The sequence below is a fragment of the Bradyrhizobium sp. USDA 376 genome (genome assembly GCF_054063675.1).
Genome location: NZ_JBSSGN010000001.1, coordinates 2,549,534 through 2,569,995 on the forward strand (window position 1 = coordinate 2,549,534; position 20,462 = coordinate 2,569,995).

General features: G+C 64.7%; 17 protein-coding genes and 2 pseudogenes. 11 read left to right on the plus strand and 8 right to left on the minus strand.

Going from position 1 to position 20,462, the window contains the following annotated elements; genetic code table 11:
- Positions 1-149 precede the first annotated feature (149 nt).
- From ACVJ19_RS11995 to ACVJ19_RS12035, 9 genes and pseudogenes are all read left to right on the plus strand, one after another.
- Positions 150-1,457 (plus strand): glutamate-5-semialdehyde dehydrogenase, encoded by a 1,308-nt coding sequence (locus tag ACVJ19_RS11995; RefSeq protein WP_453948956.1) that lies wholly within the window; start codon positions 150-152, stop codon positions 1,455-1,457.
- A 20-nt stretch (positions 1,458-1,477) separates the two neighbouring features.
- On the plus strand, positions 1,478-2,122 hold the full coding sequence (locus tag ACVJ19_RS12000; protein WP_453948955.1) for a nicotinate-nucleotide adenylyltransferase: 645 nt from the start codon (positions 1,478-1,480) through the stop codon (positions 2,120-2,122).
- A gap of 208 nt (positions 2,123-2,330) precedes the next feature.
- Positions 2,331-2,688: pseudogene (gene rsfS, locus ACVJ19_RS12005) on the plus strand (ribosome silencing factor).
- A 97-nt stretch (positions 2,689-2,785) separates the two neighbouring features.
- Positions 2,786-3,268 carry a 23S rRNA (pseudouridine(1915)-N(3))-methyltransferase RlmH gene (gene rlmH, locus ACVJ19_RS12010; RefSeq protein WP_080137443.1) on the plus strand — a complete coding sequence of 161 codons (483 nt, stop codon included), beginning with the start codon at positions 2,786-2,788 and terminating at the stop codon, positions 3,266-3,268.
- Between the two features lie 33 nt (positions 3,269-3,301).
- Positions 3,302-4,651, plus strand: coding sequence for a murein hydrolase activator EnvC family protein (locus tag ACVJ19_RS12015; protein ID WP_453948954.1), 1,350 nt, complete (start codon positions 3,302-3,304; stop codon positions 4,649-4,651).
- Positions 4,648-6,003 carry a S41 family peptidase gene (locus ACVJ19_RS12020; RefSeq protein WP_027547555.1) on the plus strand — a complete coding sequence of 452 codons (1,356 nt, stop codon included), beginning with the start codon at positions 4,648-4,650 and terminating at the stop codon, positions 6,001-6,003. The genes ACVJ19_RS12015 and ACVJ19_RS12020 overlap by 4 nt, the downstream gene beginning before the upstream one ends.
- Before the next feature lie 163 nt (positions 6,004-6,166).
- Positions 6,167-7,402, plus strand: a complete 1,236-nt coding sequence (locus ACVJ19_RS12025) for a divergent polysaccharide deacetylase family protein (RefSeq protein WP_453948953.1) — start codon at positions 6,167-6,169, stop codon at positions 7,400-7,402.
- Between the two features lie 73 nt (positions 7,403-7,475).
- Positions 7,476-7,982, plus strand: a complete 507-nt coding sequence (locus tag ACVJ19_RS12030) for an RNA pyrophosphohydrolase (protein WP_211407189.1) — start codon at positions 7,476-7,478, stop codon at positions 7,980-7,982.
- Positions 7,983-8,089: 107 nt separating this feature from the next.
- Positions 8,090-8,590 (plus strand): RNA pyrophosphohydrolase, encoded by a 501-nt coding sequence (locus tag ACVJ19_RS12035; protein ID WP_453948952.1) that lies wholly within the window; start codon positions 8,090-8,092, stop codon positions 8,588-8,590.
- A 166-nt stretch (positions 8,591-8,756) separates the two neighbouring features.
- Here the strand turns inward: ACVJ19_RS12035 and ACVJ19_RS12040 are convergent.
- From ACVJ19_RS12040 to ACVJ19_RS12065, 6 genes and pseudogenes are all read right to left on the minus strand, one after another.
- Positions 8,757-9,377 (minus strand): annotated as a pseudogene (locus ACVJ19_RS12040) (adenylate/guanylate cyclase domain-containing protein); the annotation flags it as partial.
- Positions 9,378-9,509: 132 nt separating this feature from the next.
- Positions 9,510-9,917 carry a F0F1 ATP synthase subunit epsilon gene (locus ACVJ19_RS12045; RefSeq protein WP_453948951.1) on the minus strand — a complete coding sequence of 136 codons (408 nt, stop codon included), beginning with the start codon at positions 9,915-9,917 and terminating at the stop codon, positions 9,510-9,512.
- Positions 9,918-10,004: 87 nt separating this feature from the next.
- Complete coding sequence (atpD, locus tag ACVJ19_RS12050; RefSeq protein WP_453948950.1) at positions 10,005-11,447, minus strand: F0F1 ATP synthase subunit beta; 1,443 nt, start codon at positions 11,445-11,447, stop codon at positions 10,005-10,007.
- A gap of 34 nt (positions 11,448-11,481) precedes the next feature.
- Positions 11,482-12,357, minus strand: coding sequence for a F0F1 ATP synthase subunit gamma (locus ACVJ19_RS12055; RefSeq protein ID WP_453948949.1), 876 nt, complete (start codon positions 12,355-12,357; stop codon positions 11,482-11,484).
- A gap of 144 nt (positions 12,358-12,501) precedes the next feature.
- Positions 12,502-14,031: a F0F1 ATP synthase subunit alpha gene (gene atpA / locus ACVJ19_RS12060; RefSeq protein WP_453948948.1), complete on the minus strand. Its 1,530-nt coding sequence runs from the start codon at positions 14,029-14,031 to the stop codon at positions 12,502-12,504.
- On the minus strand, positions 14,031-14,591 hold the full coding sequence (locus ACVJ19_RS12065; RefSeq protein WP_453948947.1) for a F0F1 ATP synthase subunit delta: 561 nt from the start codon (positions 14,589-14,591) through the stop codon (positions 14,031-14,033). The genes atpA and ACVJ19_RS12065 overlap by 1 nt, the downstream gene beginning before the upstream one ends.
- A gap of 648 nt (positions 14,592-15,239) precedes the next feature.
- Here ACVJ19_RS12065 and ACVJ19_RS12070 point away from each other — a divergent pair.
- Positions 15,240-15,740: a septal ring lytic transglycosylase RlpA family protein gene (locus ACVJ19_RS12070; RefSeq protein WP_453948946.1), complete on the plus strand. Its 501-nt coding sequence runs from the start codon at positions 15,240-15,242 to the stop codon at positions 15,738-15,740.
- Positions 15,741-16,021: 281 nt separating this feature from the next.
- Here the strand turns inward: ACVJ19_RS12070 and ACVJ19_RS12075 are convergent, their stop codons facing one another.
- Positions 16,022-18,232, minus strand: a complete 2,211-nt coding sequence (locus ACVJ19_RS12075) for a primosomal protein N' (RefSeq protein ID WP_453948945.1) — start codon at positions 18,230-18,232, stop codon at positions 16,022-16,024.
- A 123-nt stretch (positions 18,233-18,355) separates the two neighbouring features.
- Between ACVJ19_RS12075 and ACVJ19_RS12080 the strand changes: the two genes are divergently transcribed.
- Positions 18,356-19,321, plus strand: a complete 966-nt coding sequence (locus tag ACVJ19_RS12080; RefSeq protein WP_453948944.1) for a tyrosine recombinase XerC — start codon at positions 18,356-18,358, stop codon at positions 19,319-19,321.
- 3 nt (positions 19,322-19,324) lie between these two features.
- Here ACVJ19_RS12080 and ACVJ19_RS12085 read toward each other — a convergent pair whose 3' ends face one another.
- Positions 19,325-20,368: an SEFIR domain-containing protein gene (locus ACVJ19_RS12085; RefSeq protein ID WP_453948943.1), complete on the minus strand. Its 1,044-nt coding sequence runs from the start codon at positions 20,366-20,368 to the stop codon at positions 19,325-19,327.
- Between the last annotated feature and the right edge of the window lie 94 nt (positions 20,369-20,462).

Genomic DNA, 20,462 nt, shown 5'->3' on the forward strand with positions numbered 1-20,462 from the left:
GTGGATGGCCGGGTCAAGCGGCCATGACGGCGGGCTAGGCCAGCGACCTAGCCGGCCCGCCACTGGGGAGACCTGCCATACCCTGCCCGCCCTTCGCAAAAGCTGGATTTCCGTGCTAGGACACCGCCTTAGCAGAAGGTTGAACCCCCATGGCCGCCCCCCTCAAAGCCGTTGACGGCAATGCCGATCGGACTGGCGATCTCTTGGCGCTGATGTCCGATCTCGCCACCCGTGCCCGCGCTGCCGCGCGTGTGCTGGCGCTGGCGCCGCCGGAGCAGAAGAACCGGGCGCTGGAGGCCATGGAGCGGGCAATCCGCGCCAACGCGGCGGCGATCCTTGCCGCCAATGCCGAGGACGTCGCGGAGGCCCGCGCCTCCGGCAACATGACCTCCTCCTTCATCGACCGCCTGACGCTGACGCCGGCGCGGGTCGAATCGATGGCCGAAGGTATCGGCATCGTGCGCGGCATCGCCGATCCCATCGGCGTCGTCACCGAGAGCTGGCAGCGGCCGAACGGCATGACCATCGAGCGCGTGCGGGTGCCGCTCGGCGTCGTCGGCGTGATTTTTGAGAGCCGGCCCAATGTCGCTGCCGATGCCGGCGTGCTGTGCCTGAAGTCGGGCAATGCCGTGATCCTGCGCGGCGGCTCGGACAGTTTCCGCTCGTGCCGCGCGATCCATGAATGCCTGGTGCAGGGCCTGCGCGAGGCCGGCCTGCCTGAAGCTGCGATCACGCTGGTGCCGACACGCGACCGCGCGGCGGTCGGCATGATGCTGTCGGGGTTGAACGGCGCCGTCGACGTGATCGTGCCGCGCGGCGGCAAGAGCCTCGTCGCGCGCGTCGAGCAGGAAGCGCGCGTGCCCGTGTTCGCGCATCTCGAAGGTGTCAACCACGTCTATGTCGATGCCAGCGCCGACCTCGCCATGGCGAAGTCGATCGTGCTCAACGCCAAGATGCGCCGCACCGGCGTCTGCGGCGCGGCCGAGACGCTGCTGGTCGATCGCGCCGCTGTTGCGAAGAACCTGAAGCCGCTGGTCGAGATGCTGATTGAGGCCGGCTGCGAAGTGCGCGGCGACGACGCCGTGCAGAAGGCCGATGCGCGCGTCAAGCCTGCGAACAACGAGGATTGGGACACCGAATATCTCGACGCGATCATTGCGGCGAAGGTGGTCGACGGCGTCGATGGCGCAATCGCGCATATCCAGAACCACGGCTCGCACCATACCGATGCGATCGTGAGCGCGGATGAAGCTACGGCGAAGAAATTCCTGAGCGAGGTCGATTCCGCGATCGTGCTGCACAACGCCTCGACGCAATTTGCCGATGGCGGTGAGTTCGGCTTCGGCGCCGAGATCGGCATCGCCACCGGCCGCTTCCACGCCCGCGGCCCGGTCGGCGCCGAACAACTCACGAGCTTCAAATATCGCGTTCACGGCACCGGGCAGACGCGGCCGTAAGCAACGTTGCAGGGCGGGCATTGAGCAACAAATTCGTCGTGCCGCGTTTTGTGGCGCAAGCGGTCCCGCCCCATACGGAGGGCATGCGCATCGGCCTGCTCGGCGGCTCGTTCAACCCGCCGCATCAGGCGCATCGCGCGATCAGCCAGTTCGCCTTGAGGCGATTGCAACTCGATCGCATTTGGTGGCTGGTCACGCCGGGCAATCCGCTCAAGGAGAACGGCAATCTGCATGAGCTCGGCGAGCGCATGCAGGCCGCGCGCGACGTCGCTGATGATCCGCGCATCGAGGTGAGCTGTCTCGAATCCGTCATTCGCACCCGCTATACTATCGACACGATCAACACCTTGCGCCGCCGCTTCTCGGGCCTGCGCTTTGTCTGGATTATGGGCGCCGACAACCTCGCTCAATTCCACCGTTGGCAGGACTGGCGGCGCATCGCCGGCCAGGTGCCGATGGCGATCATCGATCGCCCACCGCAGAGCTTTCGCGCCCTCGCCTCGCCCGCCGCCCAAGCGCTATCTCGTTACCGTCTGCCGGAGAACAAGGCGGCGCTGCTTGCGAACCACTCGGCGCCGGCCTGGGTGTTCCTGACCGGATTGAAGCTGAATCTGTCCTCGACGGGCTTACGGAACCCGGACGGGAGCTGGAAAGGTACGAAGTGAGACGGAGTGTGCCGGCTTCGTGGGGACGTCGGGCTCTCTGGCATATTGAAACCCTTAACCCCACATGATGTAGTGTCACCCGTGAGCGCCGGATTCGGTTCTCGCGATACAGTGAAAGGAATGGTCCCTGGCCACATCTGTATTGTCCAAGTCTGTTTTACCCAAGGTTGCTAAGCCTACGCGTAAAACATCGACCAAAGCTGCGGCCTTGAAGGCGCAACCCGACGCCGACAAGACGCTGAGCCTGATCCTCTCCCGCCTCGAGGATATGAAGGCGGAAGAGACGGTCACCATCGACCTTCGCGGCAAATCGGCATACTCCGACTTCATGATCGTCACCACCGGGCCGGGTGAACCGGCACGTCGGTGCGATCGCGGAGAATGTCACGAAAGGCCTCAAGGAAAACGGCATCAAGAACATCCATGTCGAGGGCTTGCCCAATTGCGACTGGGTGCTGATCGATTCCGGCGATGTGATCGTGCACGTGTTCAGACCCGAGGTCCGCGAGTTCTACAACCTTGAGCGGTTGTACACGCAGGGCCCAGGGGCGGCGAAGGCGATCTAGAGGCTGACGAAGCCGATTTCGAATCGGCTGACGCGCATGTTAGCGTCGTGCGCGCGCCTGATGCGCGCGACCTCGAAAACACGACGCTGAAACCATCATGCGTGTTGCTGTCATTGCGGTGGGCCGGCTGAAGCAGGGCCCCGAACGGGAGCTTGCCGACCGCTATTTCGAGCGGTTCGACGAGGCCGGCCGCAAGCTTGGATTCCGCGAGCTCAGCATCCACGAGATTCCCGAGAGCCGCGCGCGCGACGCCGCGACGCGGATGACTGAAGAGGCCGCGGCGATCTCGGCGCATATTCCGGACAAATCCATCCTGGTGGCGCTGGACGAGCGCGGCCAGAATCTCGACTCCACCGTATTCGCACGGCATCTCGGGCGCTGGCGAGACGAGGGAGCAGGACATACTATCTTCATGATCGGAGGGGCGGACGGACTTTCGCCCGAATTGCGCCGTAAGGCCAAGCTCGCGATCGCGTTCGGCTCTGCGACCTGGCCGCACCAAATGGTCCGCGTCATGCTTCTGGAACAGCTTTATCGGGCCGCCACCATCCTGGCCGGCCATCCCTATCACCGCGCGTGATCCGCGCCACAACGAGCACCTTTGCCTAAAGCGATGCGAGCGCCCGTCCTCAACCTGCTGATTGCAAGCCTCGCAGGCGCAAACCTCGCAGGCACAGGCCTCGCGCAAGCTCAGACGGCAGCGCCGGCGCCCCAGACTGCGGCCGTCTCGCCCGACGTCATCAAGCAGCGCGAGCAGGAGCTCGAAGCTGCGCGCGCGAGGCAGAAGAGCGCGGAGGAAGCGCAAGCCAAGCTGAAGGCCGAGATCACCGCGCTCGGCCAGGATCGCACCCAGCTCAATCAGCAGCTGATCGACACCGCCGCCAATGTGCGTGCCGTCGAGACCAAGATCGACGAAGCCGAAACGCGGCTGAAGACGCTGAACGGCCGCGAGCAGCAGATGCGCTCTTCGCTCGATTCGCGCCGCGCCGACATCGTCGAAGTGCTGGCGGCGCTGCAGCGCGCCGGAAGGCGCACGCCGCCGGCGCTGCTGGTGCGCCCTGAGGATGCATTGCAATCGCTGCGCACGGCGATGCTGCTCGGTGCCGTCGTGCCGGAATTGCGCGGCCGCGCGGAGAAGATCGCGGGCGAGCTCGGCGAGCTCGTCGCCTTGCGCAAGAACATCGCGAGCGAGCGCGACCAGCTCGCCGCCGACCGCGACAAGGTCCGGAGCGACCAGACCCGCCTCACCGCCCTGATCGAGGAGCGGCAGCGCCAGCAGTCCGCGCGCGAAAAAGACCTCGACGCCGAAAGCTCGCGCGCGATCGTGCTTTCAAGGCAGGTCGGCGATCTCCAGGGACTGATCACCAAGATGGAGCAGGACCTGCAAAGCGCCGCCAAGGCGGCCGAGAAAGCCGCCGAGGCCGCAAGGCAGGCCGAGGCCAAGGCAGCGGCAAACGCGGCCGCCAGCGCCAAATCCGGCCCCGCCGCTTTCAAGGACCGCTCCCGGACCACTCCCGCGATCGCCTTCGCCTCGGCCAAGGGCCTCCTGCCCCTTCCGGTTAACGGTAACAAGATCAGGGACTTTGGCGGTTCCGACGGGGTCGGCGGCGTCCAGAAGGGCATCTCGCTGGCGACAAAGCCCGGCTCCCAGGTCACGACGCCGTGCGATGGCTGGGTGGTCTATGCCGGCCCATTCCGCAGCTATGGACAACTCTTGATCCTTAACGCCGGGGGCGGGTATCATGTCCTGATCGCCGGGATGGAGCGCATTTCGGTCAACATCGGCCAGTTTGTGCTCACGGGGGAGCCAGTCGCGACCATGGGGTCGACCTCTCAAGTCGCCTCCATTCTCGCCACGAACGCGAGTCAACCTGTGCTGTATGTCGAGTTCCGTAAAGACGGCACTCCAATCGATCCAGGCCCATGGTGGGCCGCAAATGAAGGCGAGAAGGTTCGCGGATGATGCGCAAGACTTCAGTAATCCTCCTCAGCGCGGCCACCGGTGCGGCGCTGACGCTGTTCGTGACCCAGCCGCGCGCGGTGTTCATGGGCTCCAGCGCGCGAGCCGCGACCGCGGACACCTATCGTCAGCTCAATTTGTTCGGCGACGTGTTCGAGCGCGTGCGCTCCGACTATGTCGAGAAGCCCGACGACACCAAGCTGATCGAATCCGCCATCAGCGGCATGCTCACCGGCCTCGATCCGCATTCGAGCTACATGGACGCCAAGAGCTTCCGCGACATGCAGGTGCAGACCCGCGGTGAGTTCGGCGGCCTCGGCATCGAGGTCACCATGGAAGACGGCCTGATCAAGGTGGTCTCGCCGATCGACGACACGCCCGCTTCGCGCGCCGGCATCATGGCCAACGACATCATCACCAATCTCGACGACGAAGCGGTGCAAGGCCTGACCCTGAACCAGGCGGTCGAGAAGATGCGCGGTCCGGTCAACACCAAGATCAAGCTCAAGATCATCCGCAAGGGCCAGGACAATCCGCTCGACGTGACGCTCGTGCGCGACAACATCCGCGTCCGCTCGGTGCGCGCACGCATCGAGGCCGACGACATCGGCTATATCCGCATCACCACCTTCAACGAGCAGACCACCGAAGGCCTGAAGCGCGAGGTCGCCAATCTCTCGAATCAGATCGGCGACAAGCTGAAGGGCTACATCATCGACCTCCGCAACAATCCGGGCGGCCTGCTCGAGGAAGCGGTCACCGTGTCCGACTCGTTCCTGGAGAAGGGCGAGATCGTCTCGACCCGCGGCCGCAATGCCGAGGAGACCCAGCGCCGCACCGCGCATGCCGGCGACCTCACCAAGGGCAAGCCGGTCATCGTGCTGGTCAATGGCGGCTCGGCCTCGGCGTCGGAAATCGTCGCCGGCGCGCTGCAGGACCACAAGCGCGCGACCATCGTCGGCACGCGCTCGTTCGGCAAGGGCTCGGTGCAGACCATCATCCCGCTCGGCTCGGGCAACGGCGCGCTGCGTCTGACCACGGCGCGCTACTACACGCCGTCGGGCAAGTCGATCCAGGCCAAGGGCATCGTGCCCGACATCGAAGTGCTGCAGGACGTGCCGGACGAGCTGAAGTCGCGCACCGACACCAAGGGCGAGGCTTCGCTGCGCGGCCACCTCAAGAACGACGGCGACGAGAAGACCGGCTCGCAGTCCTACGTCCCGCCGGACGCCAAGGACGACAAGGCGCTCAAGCTCGCCGACGACCTGCTCCACGGCATCAAGAACAGCGCCTCTGCCGCGCCCACGCCGGGCGCCGACAAGGCTGCGACCGACAAGCCCAAGGCTGCGAACTAAGTGGCGGCGAACTAAGTCGGCGCACCACGCGATCTCACGAAAAAAGGGCGGCTCCTAGAGCCGCCCTTTTTTGCTTGGAACTACTGCCATCCCCGGCCTATCCCGGCCTGCCGCCGCTTGACCTCGGCGTGGTATCGTCGGGATCAGTGATTCGGGATCGCGCATGACTGAAACGGCCGATGATCTGAGCGCCCCGCTCGGACAGGACAAGCCGCGCCGCAAGCGCCGGCTGCGGCTGCCGTTCACCGCCATGCAGCTGCTGGCCGTGCTGCTCGGCCTGTTTCTGGTTGCTTTTGCCGGCTTCGCCATCTTCAACAAGGATCCGCTCGGCGGCGAGCCGATGACGCGGATCGCGATCCGCGAGCCCAAGGCCACTGACAAGGCCGCGGACGAGAAGCCGGCGGCTTCCGGCCATGGCTCGGAGAGCAAGCCGGAGGGCAAGCACGAGACCAGGGAAGCGCCGAAGCAGGCCGCCCCCGGTGAGCAGAAGACCGTCACCATGATCGACGGCTCGACCGGCGCGCGGCGCGACGTGGTGATCGGCGCTGGCGATGCTGCCGACAAGGGCGAGGCGGCGTCCGCCCCGCCGCCGGTCATGGCCGGGATCGATCCAAAGCTGCTGGAGAAGTCGCGCTACGGCATGATCCCCGTCGTCGCCGGCGACCTGAAGCCGTTCAACGTCTATGCGGCGGATGCCGACCGCGCCAAGGCCGCCAAGATGCCGGTGGTCGCCATCGTGATCGGCGGACTCGGCGTCGGCGCCGCCAAGACCACCGACGCGATCATGAAGCTGCCGCCGGCGGTGACGCTGGCCTTCACGCCCTACGGCGCCGATCCCGGCAAGCTCGCCGAGCGGGCGCGCGCCCAGCGCCACGAGATCTTCCTGCAGATCCCGATGGAGCCCTACGACTTCCCGGACAACGATCCGGGGCCGCAAACGCTGCTGACCTCGCTCAGCCCCGACCAGAACATGGACCGCCTGTACTGGCACTTGAGCCGGATGCAGGGCTATGCCGGTCTCGCCAATTTCATGGGCGCCCGCTTCATCGCGACCGAGCCGGCGATGCAGCCGATCATCCGCGAGGCGGCCAAGCGCGGCCTCGGTTTCTTCGACGACGGCTCCTCGCCCCGCAGCATCGCGCCCCAGGCCGCGGCGAGCGCGTCGATGCCGTTCGGCAAGGGCGACATCGCGATCGACGTGGTGCCGACCCCGACCGAGATCGACCGCGCCCTGACCAAGCTCGAATCGACCGCCCGCGAGCGCGGCGTCGCCGTCGGGACCGCCTCGGCCCTGCCGGTCTCGATCGAGCGCGTCAGCGCCTGGACCAAGACATTGGGCGACCGAGGTATCCTTTTGGTGCCATTGACAACCGCGATGCTGAAATCAAAATCCAGCTAAATCAACGAATTGGTACGGCACGGGTCGCGCGGGACCGGCATGCCCACCAAGTGCAGGCAAGAGGTCTGGCGGAATGGCGCGTTACGAGGATCTGCCCTACCGGACCTGCGTCGGTGTGATGCTGATCAATACGAAGGGACTGGTGTTCATCGGCCGTCGCGCCGGCGGCATCGAGCATGTCGACGACGCCCATGTCTGGCAGATGCCGCAGGGCGGCGTCGATCCCGGCGAGGACACCTGGGAAGCTGCCAAGCGCGAGCTCTATGAGGAAACCAGCGTGCGCTCGGTCGAGCGGCTCGGCGAGGTGCCGGACTGGCTGATCTACGACATCCCGCGCACGGTCGCAGGCCGCGCCTGGAAGGGCCGCTACCGCGGCCAGCGCCAAAAGTGGTTCGCGGTCCGCTTCACCGGCAAGGACAGCGAGATCAACGTCGAGAAGCCCGGCGGCGGCGGCCACAAGGCCGAATTCGTCAGCTGGCGCTGGGAGCCGATGAAGAACCTCCCCGGGCTGATCATTCCTTTCAAGCGCCCGGTCTATGAACGCGTGGTGAAGGAATTTTCCGCGCTGGCGGATGAATGATCCTTATTGTCGTCCCGGGGCGATGCGACAGCATCGAACCCGGGACCTTGAGATTCCGGGTTCGATGCTTCGCATCGCCCCGGAATGACGACGAGAGATATTTGCAAGTGACAAACGAAAAGCCCTACCGTCCCAATGTCGGGATCGCGCTGTTCAATGCCAATGGCCATGTCCTGATCGGCCACCGCTTCAAGGGCGACGGGCCCGAGATCATTTTGCCGGGCCTCGACTGGCAGATGCCGCAGGGCGGCGTCGACGAGGGCGAGAATTTGCGCGACGCGGCGATGCGCGAGCTCTGGGAAGAGACCAGCGTCGTCAGCGCGGACTATCTCGGCGAGACCGACTGGCTCACCTATGAATTCCCGCCTTACGACGGACCGCAGACGCATCGGCTCGCGAAGTTTCGCGGCCAGCGGCAGAAGTGGTTCGCACTGCGCTTCACCGGCAAGGACGACGAGATCGATCCGCTGACGCCGCGCAACGACCAGCCCGCGGAGTTCGACGCCTGGCGCTGGGAGCGCCTCGACCGCGTCGCCGATCTCGTGGTGCCGTTCCGGCGTGACGTCTACCGCGCGGTGGCGCGAGAGTTTGCGGCCTTCGCAAACTAAAACTGCGAAAACAACCCCATGCACAGTAGAACGCCGCTGCCGGCGCGATGCGTGGTGGGCATGGCGAGGTGACTGAAGGGTCGTGCAGAATCGGTAACGGGGCGCAATGGTCGCTTCACCTCGTCCCGCTTGCGGGGCGAGGGGGCGCACTTTTCGAGCCGACAGACTAATTGATCGGTCCCACCGTGAACGGGCCGATGGCGATGACGTGGCAGTCGCTGTCGCGCTTGCCGCAATCGGCGAGCGCCGTGTTGACGGCGGTCTGCTCGTCGGCGGCCTTGAGGCCGAGGCCGGGGCGGCCTGCGGTGCCGACGGCGACGGCGTTCCAGCCCATCGCCTCGTCGCGGGCATCCGCCACGATCGAGGGATTGCTCGCCGCGTGGAAGAAGCCGGTGATCCTGAGCAGGGTCGGGATCGGCACGACGAAATTGTCGTCGACCGCGACGATCATGCAGGCGACGCCCGCAATCGCGCCGCACGATTCAAGCGAACGCCGCGCCGCGTCCTCAGTGGATGATGCGCCCAGCACCATGAAATATTGTCCGCCCGCGCCGAGCGCGACCGAGCGGGATTTCGCCGCCGGCACGAACATGTTCTCGAGCCGGACTTTTTGCGGCTCGCGCACGATCGGAAAGTCCTTGGAGGCGAACACCCGCTCGGTCATGGCGTCATGCCGGAAGTAAGGCGCCGGCGGCATCGGCGGCTTGCCGTGCGCGTAGACGACATTGCTGCCGACCGCATAGAGCTCGCAGCGCCGCGGCGATTGCGCGGCATCGGCGCGCTTCTCGCCCAAATTCGCGGGCGCAGAATGCCGCTATCGGCGATGCGGTGCAACAAGTTTCAGCGCCCGCCACGTTCGTGGCGAGCGCTGAACTTATTCAGGAATTCTGAGCTGGCCCCGGAGCGATTGCGCCGGGGCTTAGTGCATAGCCGTGGAGTTGAGCTGCTGCTGGATGCTCTTGAAGTGGTCGAGCCGCTCGATGGCCTGATCGAGCTCGCCGCCTTCGTGCTCCTTCAGCCCCTCTTCCATCTCCGCGATCGTCTCGGCGAACTGCGCACGATCGAGCTCGTCCAGCGACGTCGCGACGTCGGCGAGAACGGTCAGGCCCCTCTCGGAGACTTCGGCGAGGCCGCCGAGCACGATGACCTTCTCGTGGCGGCCAGCGGTGGTGATGGTGAGGATGCCGGGCCGGATTGCAGCCACGACCGGCGCATGTCCGGCGAGCACGCCGAAATCACCCTCGACGCCGGGGATGTCGACCTGATCGACCTCGCCCGTGAAGGCGAGCTTTTCCGGAGAGACGAGATCGAAGTGGAACGTGGCCATTGAGAACCTGCGAATGGTGGGTAGCGAATGGCGAGTAGCAAAAGAGGGAGCAGCTACTCGCCACTCCCTATTCGGCTATTCGCCAGCTTAGGCCGCCTCAGCGGCCAGCTTCTTGCCCTTCTCGACCGCCTCTTCGATGGTGCCGACCATGTAGAAGGCAGCTTCCGGCAGGTGGTCGTACTTGCCGTCCACCAGGCCCTTGAAGCCCTTGATGGTGTCGGCGAGGTCGACGAACTTGCCGGGCGAGCCCGTGAAGATTTCGGCGACGTGGAACGGCTGCGACAGGAAACGCTCGATCTTGCGGGCGCGGGCCACCGTCAGCTTGTCCTCTTCCGAAAGCTCGTCCATGCCGAGAATGGCGATGATGTCCTGGAGCGACTTGTAGCGCTGCAGCACCTGCTGGACCTGACGGGCGACGGCGTAGTGCTCCTCGCCGACGACCAGCGGGGAGAGCATGCGCGAGGTCGAGTCGAGCGGGTCCACCGCCGGGTAGATGCCCTTTTCCGAGATCGCGCGCGACAGCACCGTGGTGGCGTCCAAGTGCGCGAACGAGGTCGCGGGCGCCGGGTCGGTCAAGTCGTCGGCCGGCACGTAGATGGCCTGCACCGAGGTGATCGAACCCTTCTGCGTGGTGGTGATGCGCTCCTGCAGCGCGCCCATGTCGGTCGCGAGCGTCGGCTGATAACCCACCGCCGAAGGAATACGGCCGAGCAGCGCCGACACTTCCGAACCCGCTTGCGTGAAGCGGAAGATGTTGTCGACGAAGAACAGCACGTCCTGGCCCTGGTCGCGGAAGTGCTCGGCGACAGTCAGACCGGTCAGGCCGACGCGGGCGCGGGCGCCAGGCGGCTCGTTCATCTGACCAAACACGAGAGCGCACTTCGACTTCACGCTCGGATCCGGATTGTGCGGATCGGCGTTGACCTTGGACTCGATGAACTCGTGATAGAGGTCGTTGCCCTCGCGGGTACGCTCGCCGACGCCGGCGAACACGGAGTAACCGCCGTGCGCCTTGGCGACGTTGTTGATCAGCTCCTGAATCAGCACGGTCTTGCCGACGCCGGCGCCGCCGAACAGGCCGATCTTGCCGCCCTTCGCATACGGAGCGAGCAGATCGACGACCTTGATGCCGGTGACGAGAATTTCGGCTTCGGTCGACTGGTCGGTATAGCTCGGCGCTTCCTGGTGGATGGCGCGGATGCCTTCCGACTTGATCGGACCGGCCTCGTCGATCGGCTCGCCGATGACGTTCATGATGCGGCCCAGCGTACCGTCACCCACGGGAACCGAGATCGGCTGGCCGGTGTCGGTAACCTCCTGGCCGCGCACCAGACCTTCGGTGGCGTCCATCGCGATCGTGCGGACGGTCGACTCGCCGAGATGCTGCGCGACTTCCAGCACCAGGCGGTTGTTGCCGTTCTTGGTCTCCAGCGAGTTGAGAATGGCCGGCAGGTGGCCTTCGAACTGCACGTCGACGACGGCGCCCATGACCTGGGTAACGCGACCGATCTGTGTGGCTGCTGTAGCCATTTACTGTCTCCTTCGATCCGAATTTCGTGTCCGGTCAGACTGCTTCTGCGCCGGAGATGATTTCGATGAGTTCCTTGGTGATCTGAGCCTGACGCGTGCGGTTGTAGACCAGCGTCTGCTTGCGGATCATTTCGCCGGCGTTGCGGGTGGCGTTGTCCATCGCCGACATCTGCGCGCCGTAGAACGAAGCGTTGTTCTCGAGCAGGGCGCGGAAGATCTGCACCGCGAGATTACGCGGCAACAGGCGGGTGAGGATCTCGTCTTCCTCCGGCTCATATTCGTAAGAGGTCGCGCTGCCGTTCGCAGCGCCTTCCTCGACAACCAGCGGAATGATCTGCTGAGCGGTCGGGACCTGTGCGATCACCGACTTGAATTGCGAGTAGAACAGCGTGCAGACGTCGAATTCGCCGGCGTCGAAACGGGCCAGCACTTTCTTGGCGATGTCCTCGGCGTTGACGAAGCCGAGCTGACGCACGCTGCGCAGGTCGAGATGCTCGACGATCTGCTTGTCGAACTGACGGCGGAGCTGCTCGTAGCCCTTGCGGCCGACGCAGAAGAATTTCACTTCCTTGCCCTCCGCAGCCAGCGCCAGAGCGCGCTCGCGGGCAAGACGCACGATCGAGGAGTTGAAGGCGCCGGACAGGCCGCGCTCGCCGGTGCAGACCAGCAGCAGGTGAACCTGATCGCGACCGGTGCCGGCCAGCAGCGCCGGCGCGCCGGGCGAGCCCGCCGCGGCGCTGGCGATGTTGGAGATCACCGCGCTCATCTTGTCGGCATAGGGACGCGCTGCTTCCGCAGCGGTCTGCGCGCGGCGCAGCTTCGAGGCCGCGACCATCTGCATGGCCTTGGTGATCTTTTGCGTCGCCTTGGTGGAGGCGATGCGGACGCGCATGTCTTTAAGTGACGCCATTCTTCGTTCACCCCGGCGGTTCGACTGAAGCGTCGGACCGCTAGCCTGTCCCTACCGCAATGCCCGGCCGGGCGCCGGGCACGCTTCTCATTGGTTTGCCTCTCGCGAAGCGGTCATGGCCGGACGATCGGCCATGCCTGCTTGTTACGCGAAGCTCTTCGCAAAGCCTTCGACCACCGACTTCAGCTTGCCAGCGCTGTCGTCGGAGAGATCGCGGCTGTCGCGGATCGCGTTGAGGATGTCGGCGTGCTTGCCGCGCAGCAGCGAGAGCAGGCCGTCCTCGAACGCGCGCACCTTGTTGAGCGGCAGCGGATCGAGATAGCCGTTGGTGCCGGCCCAGATCACGCAGACCTGCTCTTCCATCTTCAGCGGCGAGAACTGCGGCTGCTTCAGGAGTTCGGTCAGGCGCGAGCCGCGGTTGAGCAGACGCTGGGTCGAGGCGTCGAGGTCGGAGCCGAACTGCGCGAACGCCGCCATTTCGCGGTACTGCGCGAGCTCGCCCTTGATCTTGCCGGCGACCTTCTTAGTGGCCTTGGTCTGCGCCGAGGAGCCGACGCGCGACACCGACAGACCGACGTTCACCGCGGGACGGATGCCCTGGAAGAACAGGTCGGTTTCCAGGAAGATCTGACCATCGGTGATCGAGATGACGTTGGTCGGGATGTAGGCCGACACGTCGTTGGCCTGGGTTTCGATGACCGGCAGCGCCGTCAGCGAGCCCGAGCCCTGGTCCTTGTTCAGCTTCGCCGCGCGCTCGAGCAGGCGGGAGTGCAGATAGAACACGTCGCCCGGATAGGCTTCGCGGCCCGGCGGGCGGCGCAGCAGCAGCGACATCTGGCGGTAGGCGACGGCCTGCTTGGACAGATCGTCATAGATGATGACCGCGTGCATGCCGTTGTCGCGGAAGTACTCGCCCATGGTGCAGCCGGTGAAGGGCGCGATGTACTGCATCGGCGCCGGATCCGACGCAGTCGCGGCGACGACGATCGAATATTCGAGCGCGCCCTGCTCCTCCAGCACCTTCACGAACTGGGCGACGGTCGAACGCTTCTGGCCGACCGCGACGTAGACGCAGTACAGCTTGATGTTCTCGTCCGGCTGCGCGTTCAGCGGCTTCTGGTTCAGGATGGTGTCGAGCGCGATCGCGGTCTTGCCGGTCTGGCGGTCGCCGATGATCAGCTCGCGCTGGCCGCGGCCGATCGGGATCAGGGCGTCGATCGCCTTGAGGCCGGTCGCCATCGGCTCGTTCACCGACTTGCGCGGAATGATGCCGGGCGCCTTGACGTCGACGCGCATGCGCTTGTCGGCCTGGATCGGACCCTTGCCGTCGATCGGGTTGCCGAGCGCGTCGACGACGCGGCCGAGCAGACCCTTGCCGACCGGCGCGTCCACGATGGCGCGGGTGCGCTTGACGGTCTGGCCTTCCTTGATCTCACGGTCGGCACCGAAAATAACGATGCCGACGTTGTCGGTTTCGAGGTTCAGCGCCATGCCGCGGGTGCCGTTCTCGAACTCGACCATTTCACCGGCCTGGACGTTGTCCAGACCATAGACGCGGGCGATACCGTCGCCGACGGACAGCACCTGTCCGACTTCGGAGACTTCAGCTTCCTGGCCGAAATTCTTGATCTGGTCCTTGAGGATCGCGGAAATTTCCGCGGCGCGGATGTCCATCAGCCTGCCTCTTTCATCGCGTGCTTGATCGAATTGAGTTTGGTGCGAAGCGAACCATCGACCATGCGGCTGCCCAGCTTGACGACGAGGCCACCGATGATCGAGGGATCGACTTTCACGTTCAGCGCGACGTCCTTGCCGGTCACCGACTTCAGGGCAACCTTGAGGGCGTCGAGATTCTTGTCAGAGAGCGCTTCCGCCACGGTCACATCGGCCGTCGTCTCGCCCTTGAACTTGGCGACGAGGACGCGGTAGGCGCGGATGACGTCGGCCACCGCGAACAGGCGGCGGTTGGCGGTCAGCACTTTGAGGAAATTGGCGGAGATCCCGGCAAAGCCGGCCTTCTCCAGCACGGCCGACAGGGCCCTGGACTGGGCATCGGCCGCGAATACCGGGCTGCGGACGAGGCGCTTCAGATCGGCGCTCTCGTTCAGCAAGGCATCGAATTTGTCGAGATCGGCTTTGACCTCGTCGACCAGGTTCTGGTCGCGGGCCAGTTCAAACAAGGCCGTTGCATAACGGCCGGACACACCGGAAACGGACGTATCTTCTGCAGCCACAGACGCGCTCTTTTTGCTGTCAAACTCGCAAGGGAAAAACCGTCGCCACGAAGCGGCGCCAAGCGATCCAAGCCCTTGGAATTCAAGCGGGACTTCGATTTTCGGCCGACACGGGAGGTGCCGGATCCGTTAAAATCGCGGCTTTGCTAACATAGCAGGCGCGCACGTGCAACATGACGCCAAATTAAAGGCATGGGCTTCTGTCGCCAGTTCGTCGCACTCCGCGAGGACTCCCCGCGCGTGAGGCGACCGATCTGCCACGTCACGGAATTGCCGTGAGCCTGACGGCGGCATCCCGCACTTGGTTCCCGCCCCCAGCGCATAGCCGCCATGAACACGGATCGCTGAGGCGTGATTCGCACCTCGCCCGCTCCACTCGCCGAATACTTACCCAATTCTAAATGCTGGAGGCGATGACTTCGCTTTACAGTATTAGCAAGTATTCAAGAGCTTAATGAATCGTTAAAGCCGAAGATTGCGGAACATCGCCTGAATATCGCGCGGCGGTAACAAGATATTTCATGACGACACATAGCGGATTTACTGCCCAATTCACGCCTCATTGGGAATCGAAACGCCAACCCGCTCGCAAACTGATGGGGGCTCCACTAGCCACATATGTGGCAATACTAGCTTAGGGACCACTAAATGCTGTCTTTGAAGACGCTGGGCTTTGTGACCCGGCCGCGCACGGCGCTCGCTTTCGTCGCCGCAACTCTCATCGTCGGTGGAACTGCCACCGAGGCTTCCGCAAAATCCAGGCATCACCGCCATCATCATCACCGCCACCACGCCCAAGCCGATAGCAACGCGACCTCCGATTGGCGCAATGCCAATGCGTCGATGACGCCGTCCTCGGGCACCGGCCGCAGCTTCTCCGGCATGGCGTCCTATTACGGCAACGAGTCCGGCAGCCGGACCGCGTCGGGCCAGCGCTTCAACCAGAACGCCATGACCGCGGCGCACCGTTCGCTGCCGTTCGGCACCAAGCTGCGCGTCACCCATGGCGGCCAGAGCGTCATCGTCACCATCAACGACCGTGGCCCGTTCATCCGCGGCCGCGTCCTCGACCTCTCCACCGGTGCTGCCCGCGCCATCGGCCTCACCGGCGCCGGCGTCGGCCGCGTCACCGCGGAAGTCGTCTCCTAAGGCGTTCGAGGCGCCTCACATTGCCCGCGCAGTTTCCATCAGTTTGATGCGCGGATGAAACAAGCCCGTGGTCTTGGGGGAACCGCGGGCTTTTTTTCGTCCTATCATTCCGGGCGCGTAGCCGTAGGGTGGGCAAAGCATCCGCCGGCGCTCGCAGAGCGACGGCGGGAGCGTGCCCACCAATTCCGTTGCCGCAATCGAGGGACACATGGTGGGCACGCCTGCGCCTTCGTTCTTCGAACGAAGACGCACGCTTTGCCCACCCTACGAAAGCTCGAGGATTACAAAAAGCTCTGCGGATCGACGTCCACTTCGAGCTTTTGATTGCCTGTCGGCTTCGGGCAGGCGGCGAGCCAGTTGCGCAAGTAATCCGAGAGATCGAAACCGCGCGCCGATTTCACCAGGATGCGGAAGCGGTAGCGGCCCTTGATGACGGCGAGCGGCGCCTCGGCCGGCCCCAGCACCACCACGCGCTCGTCGCGCGGGGCGAGCGCGACGAGACGGCGGCCGAGACCTTCCGCGCTCGGGCGGTCGCCGGCGGAAATGATCAGGCTCGCGAGCCGGCCGAACGGCGGATAGAGCGTCCTCTCGCGCAGATCGATCTCGCTGTCGTAGAAGGCCTCGCGGTCGCAGGCGATCAACGCCCTCATCACGGGATGATCGGGCTGATGGGTCTGCAGATAGCCGACGCCGCGGCCCTGCTCGCGCCCGGCGCGGCCGATCACCTGGTTGAGCAATTGCCAGGTGCGCTCCGCCGCGCGCGGATCGCCATTGGAGAGGCCGAGATCGGCATCGACCACGCCGACGAGATTGAGTCGCGGAAAATTGTGGCCCTTGGCGACGAGCTGGGTGCCGATGATGATGTCGACGCGGCCCTCCGCGATCTCGGCAAGCTCGCTGCGCATCGTCTCGATCGAGGTGATGAGATCGCTCGACAGCACCATGGTGCGCGCTTGCGGGAACAGCGCGGCCGCCTCCTCCTGCAGGCGCTCCACGCCGGGACCGACCGCGACCAGCGATTCCTCGGCCGAACAGTGCGGGCAGAGATGCGGGCGCGGCATCGAGAAGCCGCAATGGTGGCAGACCAGGCGCTGGCGGAAGCGGTGATCGACCAGCCAGGCATCGCAGATGGTGCAGGCGAAGCGATGGCCGCAAGCACGGCACAGCGTCAGCGGCGCATAGCCGCGGCGATTGAGGAACAACAGCGCCTGCTCGCGCCGTTCGATCGCAAGCTTGATCTCACCGGCGAGCCGCGGCGAAATATAGCGGCCGCGCGCGGGCGGCTCGCGGCGCAGATCGATCGCTTCGATATGCGGCATGTGCTGGCCGCCGAAGCGCGAGGGCAGCGCGACGCGCTGATAGCGGTTCTTGCGTGCGTTGACCTCGGATTCGACCGACGGCGTCGCGGAGGCCAGCACGACCGGGATTTTTGCGATATGCGCGCGCACCACCGCCATGTCGCGGGCATGGTAATGCACGCCATCGTCCTGCTTGTAGGCCTGGTCGTGCTCTTCATCGACGACGATGAGGCCGAGATTGGCGTAAGGCAAAAACAGCGCCGAGCGCGCGCCGACCACGACCGGCGCGCTTCCCTCGGAGATCGCCGCCCAATTGCGCGCGCGGGTGCGCGGCGTCAGCTCGGAATGCCATTCGATCGGCCGCACGCCGAACCGCTGCGCAAAGCGGTCGAGGAACTGGCCGGTGAGCGCGATCTCCGGCATCAGGATCAGCGATTGTTTGCCCCGGCGGATGGTTTCCGCAACGGCCTCGAAATAGACCTCGGTCTTGCCGGAGCCGGTGACGCCGTCGAGCAGCGCGACGTGGAAGGTGCCATTGGCTGCGAGCGCGCGCATCGCATCCACACCGGCGCGCTGCAGCGGCGAGAAATCCGGCCGGCCGTAATCCGGATCGGGGGCCGGCGGCGGAGCAGGCGGCGGCATCGGCTCGACCGTGAGCGTGCCTTCGTCAACGAGCCCGTCGATCACGCCGGCCGAGACGCCGGCCTCCTTGGCTGCCTCCGACTTGCCGTGCAGCAGGCGGTCCGACAGCACCTCGATCACGCGCTGTCGCGCCGGCGTCAGCCGCCGCGGCGGATCGCCGGTCAGGCGCACGCCGGGACGCACCCGCTCGGGGCCGAGATTCTCGCCCATCCGCAGGCACATGCGCAGCACCATGCCGCGCGGGCTCAGCGTGTAAGTGGCGACCCAATCGACGACCGAACGCAATTCGGGCTTCAGCGGCGGGATGTCGAGCTTCTCGCTGACCTCCTTGAGGCGGTTGTGCAGGCGCGGATCGGGATTGGCGTTCTCGCCCCAGACCACGGCCAGCACCTCGCGCGGCCCAAGCGGCACACTGAGGAGATCGCCCGCCTTCAGCTCCATGCCGCGCGGCACCTTGTAGGAATAGGTCTGGTCGAGCGCGACCGGCACCAGCACGTCGACCATGCGGGTCGCGTTGGCGGGGGCGGTGTTGCTGCGCGAGGTGTGATCCATCAACGGTCTTTGGAAGGAGAATCGGAACCTTGGGGCCTTCAGGCTAGCGCCCCGGGGCGGCCTTAGCGAACAGTAAACGGGTGTGATGCGATATACTGTGCGGAATCATTACGTCCAGAGCGCATGAGCAAAGCGGCCGCCCCATTGATCGAGCTCGCCAGCGCCGATCCCTCGATCGCGCAGGAGATGGCGCGCTGGCTGGCGCATCTCGGCGCCGAGCGGCGGCTGTCGCCGAAGACGCTGGAGGCCTATGGCCGCGACTTGCGGCAGTGCCTGGATTTCCTCTGTGCCCATTGGGGCGAGCGGGTGACGCTCAAGCGTTTTGCGTCGCTGGAGGCCACCGACGTGCGCGCCTTCATGGCGATGCGCCGCGCCGACGACATTGCCGGCCGCAGCCTGATGCGCGCGCTGGCGGGCCTGCGCTCGTTCGGCCGCTTCCTCGAACGCGAAGGCAAGGGCAAGGTCGGCGCGCTCTCCGCGATCCGCGCGCCGAAGGTCGCAAAGAGCCTGCCGAAGCCGTTGCCGATGGCCTCCGCAAAGCGTCTTGCAGATGCCGATGAGCGCGCCGGCGAGGAACGCGAGACCTGGATCCTGGTGCGCGATGCCGCGGTGATGGCGCTCTTGTATGGCTCGGGCCTGCGCATTTCCGAGGCGCTGGGCCTGAAGCGCCGCGAGGTGCCGAAGCCCGGCGAAGGCGACGTGCTGGTCGTAACAGGCAAGGGCAACAAGACGCGCATGGTGCCGGTGCTGCAGAACGTGCTCGCGCTGGTGCAGGAATATGTTTCGATGTGCCCCTATCCGCTGCCGGCGGAAGGGCCGATCTTCGTCGGCGCGCGCGGCGGCCCACTCAGTCCGCGCATCATCCAGCTCGCGATGGAGCGGCTGCGCGGCGCGCTTGGCCTGCCCGACAGCGCCACGCCGCACGCGCTCCGCCACTCCTTCGCCACACACCTGCTGTCGCGCGGCGGGGACTTGCGCGCGATCCAGGAATTGCTCGGCCATTCCTCGCTCTCGACCACGCAGGTCTACACCGGCATCGATTCCGAGCGCCTGCTGGAAGTCTATGCCAGCGCGCATCCGCGGCGGTGAGTGCTAGCGAGTAAGAATAAATCTTGGAGGCTGCCCTAGAATTGGGGCTTCGTCGAAGACTTCGTAGATCTCGCGTAGCAGTTGCTCTTTGATCTCTCGATCATCGCGCGCGCTCCATGTTAGCGCGTAGACTCCCCGCAGGAAGCTCGGCACGATCTTCTTATCAAACTTTCCTCTGAGGATCGGGAGATATTTCTTCGGATTGGAAGACTGTGACTGGAGCAAGTCACCTTGAATCACTCGCATTTCCCAGCCGACGCCACCGAGACGGCCATTGGCTCTAGCCGCGTATTCCTCATTGCAGACAATGAGCACGCGGTCGGCGAGATCGAGCTCGTTGCACATCCACTGGGGCAGGTCCATTCCCGGTCGGAGGTGCCAGATATCAAGTCTCGCATCAACCCCGTTCTGCCGCAGAAAGATTGCGAGCTCTTTTACCCAAGCTTGGTGTTCGATCGAAGTCTTCGTATAGCTTATGAAGACACGCAACGGTTCGCGCGCTGCTTCCTCCGATCTTTTGTCCTCCCTTAGGGGCTTCCTCCGGGAATGTTCTTGATGCCTCCGAGACGGTTCTTGATGCCGCGAAAGCTCCTCGAAATCTTTCTTACCGTACACAAATATATTGACGACCTTGCCTTCGATCGGATGCTTTTCGAACCCAGCCATCAAAGCTGACAGAGACTCTGCCGGCTGTAGACAACCGGCTCCGGCACCTAGCAGTGGAATAGCTATATCGCGTATCTCTACCCTGTCGCTAACAAACTCCGCCACCGTCGCCGCAATTTTCGTTATTGTCCTAGTGTTAGTCTCCATCGCTTGGACGGACGTGGCATAACCAACATAAGTAGCGATGTTGGACGCACCCTTGAACAACTCGAATTTGACGTCACCAAGATTCGAATAACCACTAGGCCATTCGATATCAAACTCTTGAAGCTGATCGGCGATACTTCGGGTGATGGTACCCCCAGTGGAGCATGGGATAATTATTAAATCCGTGGGCTGGGCAAACATATCGCCCTGGCGGAGTTGAATGGTCGACTGCATGATGCAATCCCTGATTGAAAATGCATAGACAATCTTACTGACGAAGGCGAGTCAACACATCAAGTGCGACAGCGCCCATGGACGGACAGATTAG